The 12,947-nt window shown below is 50.0% G+C and carries 12 protein-coding genes; 5 read left to right on the top strand and 7 right to left on the bottom strand.

The features are described 5' to 3' along the window. Window positions 1-53 precede the first annotated feature (53 nt). On the top strand, window positions 54-2,744 hold the full coding sequence (locus NTE_RS02925) for a DNA-directed DNA polymerase I (protein ID WP_226987135.1): 2,691 nt from the start codon (window positions 54-56) through the stop codon (window positions 2,742-2,744). Window positions 2,745-2,787: 43 nt separating this feature from the next. Beyond that, window positions 2,788-3,723, top strand: a complete 936-nt coding sequence (locus NTE_RS02920; RefSeq protein WP_148699667.1) for an arginase family protein — start codon at window positions 2,788-2,790, stop codon at window positions 3,721-3,723. Between the two features lie 93 nt (window positions 3,724-3,816). Here the strand turns inward: NTE_RS02920 and NTE_RS02915 are convergent, their stop codons facing one another. Further along, window positions 3,817-5,712, bottom strand: coding sequence for a threonine--tRNA ligase (locus tag NTE_RS02915; protein WP_148699666.1), 1,896 nt, complete (start codon window positions 5,710-5,712; stop codon window positions 3,817-3,819). Between the two features lie 39 nt (window positions 5,713-5,751). Continuing rightward, window positions 5,752-5,958 (bottom strand): hypothetical protein, encoded by a 207-nt coding sequence (locus NTE_RS02910; RefSeq protein ID WP_148699665.1) that lies wholly within the window; start codon window positions 5,956-5,958, stop codon window positions 5,752-5,754. 90 nt (window positions 5,959-6,048) lie between these two features. Here NTE_RS02910 and NTE_RS17255 point away from each other — a divergent pair, with 90 nt between their 5' ends. After that, entirely contained in the window at window positions 6,049-6,183 is a 135-nt protein-coding gene (locus NTE_RS17255) for a hypothetical protein (protein WP_264357936.1), read from the top strand. 260 nt (window positions 6,184-6,443) lie between these two features. Here NTE_RS17255 and NTE_RS02905 read toward each other — a convergent pair whose 3' ends face one another. The 5 genes from NTE_RS02905 to NTE_RS02885 form a co-directional block, all read right to left on the bottom strand. Continuing rightward, the gene (locus tag NTE_RS02905) at window positions 6,444-6,689 is read right to left on the bottom strand and encodes a hypothetical protein (protein ID WP_148699664.1); all 246 of its coding nucleotides are present in this window, start codon (window positions 6,687-6,689) and stop codon (window positions 6,444-6,446) included. A gap of 333 nt (window positions 6,690-7,022) precedes the next feature. Beyond that, entirely contained in the window at window positions 7,023-8,234 is a 1,212-nt protein-coding gene (locus tag NTE_RS02900; RefSeq protein WP_158385037.1) for a YncE family protein, read from the bottom strand. Window positions 8,235-8,384: 150 nt separating this feature from the next. Then, window positions 8,385-8,807, bottom strand: coding sequence for a hypothetical protein (locus NTE_RS02895; protein ID WP_148699662.1), 423 nt, complete (start codon window positions 8,805-8,807; stop codon window positions 8,385-8,387). A gap of 399 nt (window positions 8,808-9,206) precedes the next feature. Continuing rightward, on the bottom strand, window positions 9,207-9,794 hold the full coding sequence (locus tag NTE_RS02890) for a DUF2171 domain-containing protein (protein WP_148699661.1): 588 nt from the start codon (window positions 9,792-9,794) through the stop codon (window positions 9,207-9,209). Between the two features lie 97 nt (window positions 9,795-9,891). Further along, the gene (locus NTE_RS02885; protein WP_148699660.1) at window positions 9,892-10,599 is read right to left on the bottom strand and encodes an MIP/aquaporin family protein; all 708 of its coding nucleotides are present in this window, start codon (window positions 10,597-10,599) and stop codon (window positions 9,892-9,894) included. Window positions 10,600-11,005: 406 nt separating this feature from the next. On the opposite strand from NTE_RS02885, the gene NTE_RS02880 reads away from it, so the two are divergent. After that, on the top strand, window positions 11,006-11,710 hold the full coding sequence (locus NTE_RS02880; RefSeq protein WP_148699659.1) for a YsnF/AvaK domain-containing protein: 705 nt from the start codon (window positions 11,006-11,008) through the stop codon (window positions 11,708-11,710). A gap of 221 nt (window positions 11,711-11,931) precedes the next feature. Continuing rightward, window positions 11,932-12,900, top strand: coding sequence for a mechanosensitive ion channel family protein (locus NTE_RS02875; protein ID WP_148699658.1), 969 nt, complete (start codon window positions 11,932-11,934; stop codon window positions 12,898-12,900). Window positions 12,901-12,947 lie beyond the last annotated feature (47 nt).

The following is a 12,947-nucleotide window of genomic DNA, read 5'->3' as shown; positions in this document are numbered from 1 at the left end:
GACGATGGCTGTAAAACGTTTAATATGATATATGTTGCGAGAGTCATTGAGGATTGGCGCAGCAAGAAGTTTTTACACAGGAAAGGAGAAAGCGCTTTGACGATCTCCCCGAGATGCCGGAGGACAGGCCGGCCCTTTTGCTTTCTGCAGTTTACTCTGGCGAGGAAAGAAAGGTATACCTAAAGTTCTATGACCCACGTGACAACGTCATCTACCACTGGCGCGACAGGACAGGCCATGTGCCGTATGCCTATAGCAAGATCCAGTACGCCGACACGGTTGACCAGATAGTAGCAAAGGAGACAAAGTACAAGGTCGAGCGCATGAAGAAAAAGGACGTAATCGCCGACCAAGAAATTGACGTGCTAAAAATAACTGCGCCGGACCCGCTTTCAATAGGCGGCACCGACAACAGCCTGCGCGAAAAGGTGCGCTGCTGGGAGGCCGACATCAAGTATCATGAAAACTACCTTTACGACAGGGGCCTGATACCGGGCACCTATTACGTCAGGCACGGCGACAAGATAGAACAGCACATGTACAAGATCTCTGACAAGGTCGAGTTTGAGCTCAAAAACCTGTTGTGGGACAAGATAAAGGAGGAAGGAGAGGGCGGCAAGGAATACAGGCAGTACGTGACTACGTGGGCCAACCTGCTCAACCAGCCCATACCTGAGCTCAAGAGGGTTGCAGTAGACATTGAAGTTGAGTCAGAAGAAGGCAGGATGCCTACGCCCCGCGACCACGACAGGCGCGTCACCGCAGTGGGCTTTGCGGGAAGCGACGGTCTGCGCAAGGTCTTGGTGCTTGGCGAGAACATGGTCGACAACGGCAAGCCCCTCGTCAAGGAAGCCGAGGTGTGCAAGAATGAAAAAGAGCTCTTGGAAAAAGCCTTTGCGATAATCAACTCTTATCCCATAATCCTGACGTTCAACGGCGACGACTTTGACCTTCCGTACCTTTATGCGCGCTCGCAGGACGCGCGCATCAGTAGCGACGGCAAGGCAATCCCAAGGGACGCCGTTCCGATAATAATCAAGAAAGAGTCGTTCATCAAGCACGGAATGCAGGCCGAGCCGGTGGGGATACGCCACGGCATCCACATCGACCTTTTCCGCACGTTCCAGAACCGCTCTATACAGATCTACGCGTTTAGCCGGAAATACACGGAATTCACGCTCAATGCCATCTGCGAGGCGCTTTTAGAAGACAGCAAGCTGGAATTTGAAGGCGACATAAGCGACCTTCCGATGCAGACGCTTGCGGAATACTGCATGAAAGACGCCGAGCTGACGTTCCGCCTAACCAGCTTTGGCGACAACCTGCTCATGAAGCTGTTGGTCGTCATTGCGAGAATAGGGCGCCTGTCAGTCGACGACATTGCCCGCTTTGGAGTCAACCAGTGGATCAGGGGCATACTGTACTACGAGCACAGGCAGAGAAACGAGTTGATACCCCGGACAGACGAGCTGCATGAGAAAGGCACTGCGTCCACCGCTGCCGTCATCAAGGAGAAAAAGTATCGCGGCGGGGAGGTAGTCGAGCCGACTCCGGGCATCCACTTTAATGTCGTCGTCCTTGACTTTGCGTCGCTATACCCAAGCATCATCAAGGTGCACAACCTCTCGTACGAGACGATAAACTGCGTGCACCCGCGGTGCAGAGAAACAGGCAAGATAGAGGGCACAACCCACTGGGTCTGCCAGCAGAGAAAAGGGCTTTCGTCGCTTCTTATCGGCTCGCTCCGTGACCTGCGGGTCAACTATTACAAGTTCCTCTCAAAGGACAAGACGCTCCCTGCACAAGAGCGCCAGCTCTACAACGTGGTAAGCCAGGCTATCAAGGTCATTTTGAACGCAAGCTATGGAGTCATGGGCGCCGAGATATTTCCATTGTATTGCCTGCCTGTCGCCGACGCGACTGCCGCAATCGGCAGGAACACCATCAATGCTACTATAGACAAGTGCAAGGAGCTTGGCATCGAAGTAGTGTACGGCGACACCGACTCGCTCTTTCTCAAAGAGCCTTCGCAAGAGTCAATAAATAAGGTAGTCGGGTGGGCTAAGGACCAGCTTGGAGTCGACCTGGAAATAGACAAGCAGTATCGCTACGTCGTTTTCAGCGACCTGAAAAAGAACTACCTCGGCGTCTTGCCGGACGGCACGGTAGACGTCAAAGGATTGACAGGCAAAAAGTCGCACACGCCTCCCTTCATACGCAACGCATTCTACGAGATCCTCAACATACTTGGCAGGGTCGGCTCCCAGAAGGACTTTGAAAGCGCAAAGGAGAGCATCAAGAACATCATCCAGCGCGACGCCAAGAACCTGGAGGCGCACAAGATCCCGACGCCGGACCTTAGCTTCAACGTCATGATAAACAAGTCGCTTGCAAGCTATGGCAAAAAAGTAAACTCTGTCAAGACGATGGACGGCAAAGCCTCTCAGATAGAGACCTACAAGGGCCTGCCGCAGCACATCAAGGCGGCAAAACTGCTTGCAGACAGGGGCAAGGAGATCAAGGCCGGCGACATCATCTCGTACGTCAAGACAAAGAACGGCGACGGGGTCAAGCCGGTAGAGCTTGCCAAGCCCGAAGAGATTGACACAGAGAAATACCTGGAGGCTATGGAGTCAACGTTCGATCAGGTGCTTGGAGCGCTCAGCTTTGACTTCAAGTCGGTGTTGGGCAAGCCCCGCCAGCAGAGCCTTGACGAGCTCTTTTGGAGCAAGCCTTCAGTATAGTAGTAGTAGGTTTATTATCCGCGCTTTTTGAGAAAAAGAGGATTTGGATAAAGGCTTTTTCGACCTGTTCGTTGTGCCGGAAAAGACGAAGGCAGGCTATAGTTTTGCCGATACGCCGGTCAGGATCTCATTTCAGGAAGCAAAAGTTGCAGTTTACGGCGTTCCTCTTGACGCGACTACGTCGTTTGGCAGGGGCACAGCAAGGGGCCCGGAAGCAATCAGGCTCACGTCTGCCCGGCAGATAGAAACGTTTGTGTTGGACGAAAAGGCCGACGTTTACGAGTTGAGCTCTATATTTGACCTTGGCGATCTGAAAATGCCACCAAAGAACAAGGGCGCAAAAACTATGTTTGCGTACCTTGATAGGACGATTCCGCAGGTTGTATCGACTCTGCGGGAAAATGGCAAGATCCCAGTTATGCTTGGAGGCGAGCACACGCTCTCATACTATCAATTAAAGGTGCTTGCAGGCGAAGAGCCGTTTGTCATACACTTTGACGCACACCGCGACATGAAGGCCGAGTACGAAGGTATGAAAATGTGCCATACGACGCCCTTTTACCATTTGCTAGAATACATACCGGGCAAGGATCTCGTGCAGATAGGCATCCGCCAGACAGATAGAGAGGAAAACGATACTGCTATCAAGAATGGCGTGACAACGTTTGATGCATGGCAGGTGCATGACGACCTTGACAAAGTCGCGGATTTCCTTGCCAAAAAGACGGCAGGCAGGAACATCTACATCTCGTTTGACATTGACGCCTATGATCTTCCGTACGTGCCCTGTACAGGAACACCCGAGCCGTACGGCCTCGACCCGTTCCAAGTGTTGCGCTTGATTAAGGCAGTACATCCATCGGCCAGGCTGATAGGTATGGACATGGTCGAAGTCGGCCTGAAGAATGATGACTACCGGGAAGGCGCGCTTGCCACCCAAACGCTTTTGCGGATACTAGCGCGCAAGTATGCACGCTAGCAGGGGGTGAGGGGCGTACTTCCAGTGGAACACGTCAAACAACACTTACTTCTTTTATGATGCGGCAGAGTGACATACTGGTTTGGCCGTTATCTAGGCCATTATCTGCGGCCTGACCGAAACGTACCTGGGCAGGTTCAGCGGCAGATAGGGCTTGTCCTTTGTCTGCGCCTTTACCTCGTCTATCAGTTCCTGCACGGTCATTTCACGCTGCTTGCCCTCATTTCTGTCGCGCACAACCAGCTTGCCAGAGGCTACTTCCTTGTCGCCGATGACAATGGTGTAGCGTATCCACTCTGTTTCAGACTCGCGGATCTTTTTCCCCACAGACTCGTCCCTGTCGTCAACGTCGGCGCGAATCTGGTTTGCAGACAGCTGCGCAAGAAGGTTGTCGCAGAATTGCAGGTGCTCCTTTGCCACTGAAATGATGCGCACCTGTGTGTGCGCAAGCCACAGCGGAAATGACGGTATGCCGCCCGTCTTTGAAACCTTGGCCGCCTTTTCCATAAGCGCGTACATCACGCGCTCGACCGCGCCCGAAGGCGAGTTGTGCAGTATTATCGGGTTCTTTTTCGTGCCGTCCTCGTCGACGTACTCTATTCCGTAGCGCTTGCCGTTTTCGACGTCTATCTGGTCGGTTGAAAGCGCGGACGCCTTGCCGAGGCCGTCGACGTAGTTGAACTCCCACTTTAGCGTGAAATAGAAAAAGCGCTCCTTCCACACCTCTGCAAGCACCGGCCTGCCAAACCTGTTTATCAGCTCTGTGATGAAGTCCTTGTTCTCGTTCCAGAAATCCTCCGTGAACCTGATTGCCATCTCGACATCCTCGTTCTGGAGGCCGAGCGCGTTGAGCACGCTTATCGAAAGCTCAAACCGCTTGCGGAACTCTTCCTTTGCCTGCGCAAGGTCCTTGCAGAACGCGTGGCAGTCCGGCATCGTAAAGGCGCGCAGCCGGCGCAGGCCGACTAGCTCGCCGGACTTTTCCCGCCTGAAGGAGTAGCGCGTCAGTTCATAGAGCTTGAAGGGCATGTGCTTGTACGATACGTTCATGTCCTTTGCTATCAGGAATTGCCCAAAGCACGCCGCAAAGCGCAGGAACAGCTGCTTGTTGTCAGACTGGATGTTGTACTGCCTTGCAGGAAAGCGGTTAAAGTAGCTCTCCATCGACGGATGCTTTGAATCGTACATGATTGGCGTTTCAACCTCGATGCCGCCGTACTCCATCACCCTGCGCGTCACGTACTGCTCGATGAGCGACTTCATCAGCCGGCCCTTTGGGTAAAAGCGCATGTTGCCAACGTCGGACGCCGGCTCGTAGTCGGCAATGGCCATCTTTTTCATCAGGCGCACGTGCTCGGGCTGCTGGTTCACCGCGCGGTTCTTTGAAATTTCATAGTTTGCAAGCGTCTGGAGGCTTGCATCCTGCTTTTTGAACTTGTATTCGCCTACAGGGGTCAGCGTGCCGCCTGGCTGCAGTATGTACCAGAATGATTTCAGCTTCTCCTCGTTCTTTAGCGCCGTCGACTCTTTTCCCTCGTCGTGCTCGTGCAGGTGGACTTCCTCTGCAGCGCCTGCCTGCTTTGAAATTGCCTTGGCGTTTTCAGCCAGCGGGTGGCCCTTGACCTTTATGTTAAACGACTTGGTCCATCCAAAGGGCGACCTGTGCACTTCACTTGCTGATTCTCTGGCGTAGCTTTCAACCGCCCTGACAACGCCTGCCGCTACATCAGGTGCCGCAAGGTCGGAGCTCAGGTGCGCGTACGGGTAGACAAGAAGCCTTGACGCCTTGACAGTGTCCATGTATTTTTTTATCTCCCCGGCCGCCGCCTTGGCTACGCTTTCGTCGTCGCCGGTCTCCACTGCAACAAACGCGACTACGAGGTCTTCCAGCCTCACCTTGGCCTTTGACTGTATCTCTTCGGCGCTTTTGATCTCCTTCTCGATGGGCTCGTACTCGATAAAATCAGAATGAAGTTGCAGCAGACGCATATCGCTTTTGATCACGGATTTATGCTAATTTATAGTGTATTAGCCCCATCTGGCCCTCTCGTTTTCCCTCTCTTCCTTGCTGGCCTTTTTCCATTCCTTGTAGTGCTCGTGGCAAAGGTAGACGTGCTTTGAACTGTTGAGGCCCATGTCCGGGGCCATTGCGGCCTTGCTTCCGCTTATCGAACGTTCCGCTTTGTTTTCGCAGCCGCTGACGCTGCAAGAGACTCCCTTTTCGACTCGGCCCATAACTAATTCTACTGTTATCCAGAAACCACCACGTGTATATAAAAAGCTGACTGGAATACTTATGGACGGGCGATGTGAAGCTAGACCGATATGATGTACGGTCCCCTGTGCGAAAAGTGCCTCCACCCTCTTGAGCGCCACGGCTATGTGCTCACCAAGCTGGATGGAAAAGAAGTAAGGCGCTGCGAGATAGGGGTGTGCACCTGCGTCATAATGACAAAGTAAAGAGTAGCTATTGTGACTCTTCGGTTGCGGATGTAATTATAATTATTATCCGCATTCTTTTGAAGCGATAAAGTCGATTTTAGGCAAAAAAAAGACAGCCACAAATTTTTCTGTTGTCCCCTGCCCAGCCGATTTTTAAGAATCAGATTATTTTGTGAGAGGTTGCTGCCGTCCTTACAACTTGAAAAAGATGCAGAGTGATAATTCTTCTTACAATTATCACTCTCTGGGTTTTTCCGCATCACGCTTTTGTTGCTGTCTTACCAGTCATAATCATCGTCGTGGTCGTGGTGCTTGTGGTGATGGCGATGGTCGTGGTCGCCGTCGTGGTGATGATGATGGTGATGATGCCCATCGTCATGGTGGTCGTGATGGTCGTAGTGGTCGCCGCCAACAGCAAATGCAGCAGTCGGCGCTGCCATTACTGATCCTATCATTGCGACGCCCAACGCCAACAGCACGAACGTCAACACTTTCTTGTTTGCTGTTATGGTTGTTTTGGTCATCACACAATCGTCGCAATACTGGTTTTAATTATTTGGGAAACATTTGGACGCGATAATTTCACTCTAGAAATTTAGAGTAGGACTGGCTTGAAAACTTCTCCAAGAACAAAGTTAAGCGATTCTTTTATTCGATGCAGACCCACATGTTGTCAGAGAACGGCATAGTCTGCCGTTGTCATCGTCGTCGCATGTACAAGCACGAGGGGTTCCTATCCTGGCTGTAGCACGGATAGGCCCTTCATGCATTTCATCCAGATGCTGCAAGCCAGCCAAAATTGCAAGCGTATGCTGCAGCCATAATATTACCATAATGACAACGCGTATACTGCAGGTTCAACAAAGTTTTCTGTAGCGCGCATATCCAACCGATATCGCCAACGGAATCGCCAATGAAATTATTGTCAAGAAATACGCTGGAAATTCAGGCACCCTTTGAATATTGCTGTCGTCAGTTATGATGACTGAAGCTTTATTTACAGATGTTTCGCTGGCAACAAAAAGCTTGTCCGTATTTGGATTAAAGACAACGTCGGATATCACCCCGCCTAGTTTCATCATACCCATCACTTCATTTGTAGAACCATCAATCACCTGAATATTCCCTTCAGAATTTGGCACATAAACTAGGTTTGTTTCTGGATTTACGGATATTGCCCTAAGAGGAAGGCTATCAAGAGTAACATTGGCCACTACCTTGTTTACCGCGCCATCTATTACTGAAACGTAATTGTTGTCCGTGTATATCATGTTGGTCTTGGGATTAACAGCTATATCGACACCGTATCTAAAAGCATCTGGAAATGTGGATACCCCTGTCCTCACAACATAGTTGAGTGCGCCAACCGTGACGTTGGCCACTACCTTGTTCGTACTTCCATCAATCACAGAGACAATATTTGAGCCGTTCCTGCTATAGGCAAAACTGTCCACGTACACCTTGTTGGTGTTCGGGTTAACGGCTATTCCGTACGAAGCGCCCGTTCCCAACGTGACATTAGCCACTATGCTGTTTGTCGAGCCATTTATCACAGATACAAACCCGTCAGGGTAGTTCCAATTTGCGACGTATACCATGTTTGTATTGGGGTTGACTGCCACGCCGGCCGGCCTGTTGCCAACCCTTATTGTGTCAATTACCTTGTTGGCAGTTCCATCTATCACTGCCACCAGATTGTTGCGAGATTCGGTTACATACACCATGCCAGTATTTGGGTTAACAGCCATCTTGAGCGGGGCACCATCCAGTGCTATGTAAGACATAAGCTCGGTGCTAGAACCGTTTATCACAGAAATTGATCCACTTGCGCCAAATGCTCCGGTAGTATTGGCCAGGTAATCTATCCAATTGGCAACATACACGATGCCAGTATTTGGATTCACTGCTATCGATTCCGGGCGCACGCTCGTAGTTGCGGCAATAATTTGAGAATTGGAACCAACGAACGTACTATTATTGTCGCTATCGGTGGCGGCGGCATCGCTGCTACTTGCAAATGCTAATTGTTGTTGCAAGTGAAGTGGCGCTACTGCAATAACCGAGGTCATCAGGATCGTTGCGGACAGTAAAAATAATGTCTTGGTTCTATCAAGACAAGAGTGCAGAGGTCTTGAAGTCAGAGTTTGCTGGCCTGAAGAATTTGACCCACCTTTGAGGAGGAGGATGCAGAATGCGCACCTCATTTTGTTTTGCAGCATTTAACTGGCACTCACCAACAACTTTACTTTTCCCTGATCGCCTGCCAAGCCTGCCATTAGCGGGTTTCCTTGCGTTATCGTTATCCCAGCTATTGTCCCGCCGTGCGAGGCCAAGACGGTCATTGGATGGTCGCGCTGAACCTGAACGAACAAAGTTTCGCTAGTACCGTCTTGGAACTGGACTACTACTGGCATCATGGGATTGGAGGGAAGCGGAATGTTTAGAGGTCGGGCAAACGTGAATGTCACGCCGGCAAATTTTACTGCAGTGCCGTCCGGCTCGCTGAAAAATGCCGATTTAAGGTTGCCATCCAGAGTGGTCATGTAAAAGCTTTGATTGTTATCCAGCACAGCCATCCCTTGCTCAGAATCAAGCCCGGAGTAGCTTTCGTTGATGACAAGTGAACCGGGAGGTTCGGCCATCGTACCCGGGCCGGCGCTTTCCCGTCTTTTACCTCATGGACTGTCCAAGGGTTTACCTTCACATATGTACGTTCTATGGCGGGAAACGACGATGTATTATTATTTTGAAGGCCAGCCTTATCCTTCATCATCCCATTGTCTGCATAAGTGAAAGCAGACAATGGTAGAACAAGCGAAGCGGCAACAGCAGCTGCCACGACTCGATTGCTGCTATTATTACTATTTTCCGGTTCATTTGTATATTCGCCTTTTGGAAGTCAAATATTTCAAGTTTGTTTAGCTTTGTTCAGGGATGAAATCGGGTATAGCCCTGACTTTTTTATCTGAATTTTTAGCGCAATCTCAAAAAAAGAGAAAACAAATATGATGATAAAAAACGGCGAGTTCCTTTGCCGCTAATTAAGGACCAGGACGCGCGTACTGTCCGAGATCGCTTACTGGAGCGTCCAGACGCACTTCTGCACCGTCAAACCCCTGCACCCTTTCCTTTGGAATCAGGAACTGGGATCTGGACCCTTGCGTTTCGACGTGTATTGCGTCTCCAAGGACTGCCACGACGCTGCCTACAGGCTCCCCGTCAGCAGCGCGGACGTTCTTGTGCACGATGCTGTCCCAGTCAAGCACAGGAGATTCCCTAGTCGGATCAACCGTCCTCCTTGACTTTATCACGTGAACCCTGGTTTCAATGTCTGGAGGAACATGGGCAACCCTGTACTGGGCATACTCTTCATACGAGGGCGGGGCTTCCCGGCTGAATCTTTGCGTTTGGGCCTCTGTGACGTTAAAGTAGACGGTGTGCCCGTCGTATCCTACTGCCAGGTACTTGGGGATGTAGAACTTTTCCCTGCTCACCCTGCCCTTTTGCGTCACGATATAGTTCCTGCCTAGTTCCCGAACTTCTCCCAGATCGACATCACCCTGCGTTCCTCTTGCTTCCTTTCCTTTCAGTTCGCTCCAATCTACGTAGCTGGTTACGTCGTCTGTCATGCAGTAGCTTCACAGTCATTATTTTAATGAGGTACGCTTCTTCTTTTTTTCGCACACTTGCCAATATTGTACATCATATCGCATTACATCTTGCGCATCAGCCTGCCTTCTTTTTGTTGTCCTTTGCCATTTCAAAGGCAAGCACTGCTACCACTGCTCCGATGATTGGCGCTACCCAGTAAACCCACTGGTCTGAAAAATTTCCTGCCACCAGGGCGGGGCCAAACGACCTTGCAGGGTTCATGGACGCCCCGGAAACAGGCATCCCCATTATTCCAAGCGCAGTTATCGCTGCGCCTATGGCTATGCCGCCAAACGCCTTGTACCCTACATCCTCCTTGAGCGAGATTGCGACAAACATCAGAATGAACGTAAACACGATCTCTATGACAAACGATGCTAGCCAGCCTGTGTGAGGTACTGTGAGCCCCGTTGCATCCGAATGGCCGTAGGGAGCAATTGCAAATGCGACTACAAGGCTTGCAACTATCGCGGCGGCTACCTGCACTGCAATGTAAAACGGCAGATCGCGTTTTCGGAGATGCCCTGTAAGGGCAAAGCCAATAGATATTGCGGGGTTAAAGTACGCGCCGGATATCTTGTCAACGGCATAAATCATTGCGGCAATGGCAAGGCCGGGGGCGGCGACTACGGCCAGCGCGCCCAGTTCATGCCCGCTGAGCGTGTCTGCCACGCTAGCCCCTGCCGCGGCAAACACCAGCGTAAAAGTTCCAATGAACTCGGCCACGATGCGTTTTGAGAGCGGGATTACCTTTTCAGCATCACTAGGATCTTTTCGCTTCATTTTTGATCTGATGTATGAAAGGGAAACTAACCAACTACCTACTATCGCCACTATTGTCTGGAATTGATTTTAATGAATAGTGATGCTTTGAGGCTTCACTAACGGCAATGTTATCCCTCTCCCGCTCCTTTTCTGCGCTCATATGCCTACAGAGTAATGATTGGCAGGCATGATTATTGAATATGATGCTATTGTAATAGAGGGCAGGCATCATACGCACGCTGTCGGTGTTTCTTACAGCGAGAATAAACTAGGACATGCTTGATGAGTTTTTATGTCACTTGGAGCGCCATTTATGAATTTTGAGCTATTGATGTACATTGCATATAGCGCATAAAGCAATAACAATAGTCAAAGTCAATAGAATCGACGATAGTCATTAATAGAATAAGGAAGAAACTACATAATGGAACACAGAATATCCTCAATAGACTGGAGCGACGTCATAAAGAAAGAAGCAAGAGGAACAGATGATAGTGATTTTGGAGAGGTACAAGAAGTAGGACAAAATTATGTTCTGACACAAAGAGGCACGCTTGAGAAAGAAAGATTCTACATTCCAAAGTACCTTGTCAACGGCTACGACGGCCACACTCTGTGGTTTGATGCAGGTAATGTAGACATGACAGAATTTAAACGAGACTCTCCGCCGCAGTACGAAGAATATGGTCGATACAAGAGAGAGGGCATGCCTGCAGACATTGAAACAAGGATACCACTCATAGAAGAAAGACTGGACGTTACAAAGAGGCTCAAGACAGGCGAAGTGACCATAGCAAAAGAACCGGTCACAGAGACCAAGACACTAGAGGTTCCAGTGACGCATGAGGAGGTCAGAGTAGAGAGAAGGCCAACAACAGGTGCCGAGACAGCAATGGCTGAAACTACAGATAGGCCTGTTGAATCAAGGACAGAGGTTAATGTCCCTGTAACCAGCGAGGAAGTGGAAGTAACCAAGCGACCGTATGTCAAGGAAGAAGTGGTAGTAACAAAAGAGCCTGTCACTGAAACAGAGACAGTAAGTGACACGGTCAGAAGCGAAAAGGTAGACACGAAGAACGTCAGAGGGAGAGGAGAATTTAAAAAGACAACAACGTCAGAAACGTCTTGATTCTCTCTTTTTTCTTAGTCCGGACTGGCCGGCGATGAAAACCCGTTTCTTCTCCTATCCGGCCAAACTCTGACATCATTTGCTGATCATAATAAATATATAAGATATATGAAGTATTACTTAAAATTACCTAGAAATTGCCAAGTGTTACTGTGATATAAATATAAATTTTTGATTTTCCAAAAACTCCTTAATATCTTTGGAACCATAAAACATTAACAATGAGTTTCGAAATCTCGGGCATCCTCACGCTCCTGACTACTTTTCAGGCAGCAGGAGCAAATGATCTGACGACTCCCATCGTAAATTCGCTAAACCAATTCGGGACTACACTAGGAGCTGCCCTGCCAAGGATCATAGCAGCTCTAATTCTCCTTGGAATTGGATACTTGGTAGGCAAGATTGCAGGATGGGTGGTTAGCAGGGTCATAAAGGCACTCAACCTAGATAAGCACTGGAGCAAAAGCGGCATAGGACAGGCGACGGTAAGCTCTGGCTGGAGCATGTCGAGGATCTTTGGAACGGCCACCAAGTGGTTCATTTACCTCTTCTTCATAGCCGCGGCGGTAAATGCACTGCAGTTCCCGCAGATATCACAGGCGATCAACAGTGTATGGTTATGGGTTCCAAACGTGGTGGCATTCCTGCTTGTGCTGGTGATAGGCTCGCTTCTCGCAGATTTCGTCGGAAGCTGGGTCCAGAGGGAGCTACCAAGGAGAGGAATCATGGCAGGAAAGACAATTGGCCTTGCCATAACCGGAATACTCTATGCCATAGTCCTGACAGTGGCAGTCACGCAGCTGGGCATTGGACAGCAAATATTGAATTCAGTGATTAGCGCGCTCATCTGGAGTCTGGCAGCTGCAATTGCCATCGGATTTGGAGTGGGCCTTGCATACGGACTAAGAGAAGCAATCCCCTCGCTCATAAAGGGCAACACGCTCATACAGCCGGCCATAAAGCAGGGACAGAGGATATCCGTTAACCAGCACAGAGGCGTTGTACAGGAAGTCGGTGCCTTTAGCGTAATAATAAAGGATGAAGAGGGAAGAACAGTGGTGATCCCGACAAAGAACCTTGTGGATGAAGAGATAATCGTAGAGTCAGGCCCGACACCAGAGACGCAGGAAAGAGTAATGGAAAGAGGAGGAGAAGGACCATCATCGACATCGTACTCTGCGGCAGCATAATGTAACGTCTAAAGTGCCAGTTTAACCAAGGCCACTCTGCTGGCCTT

The organism is Candidatus Nitrososphaera evergladensis SR1, assembly GCF_000730285.1.
Taxonomy (GTDB): Archaea; Thermoproteota; Nitrososphaeria; order Nitrososphaerales; family Nitrososphaeraceae; genus Nitrososphaera; species Nitrososphaera evergladensis.
This window is presented reverse-complemented; position numbering and strand designations above follow the sequence as displayed.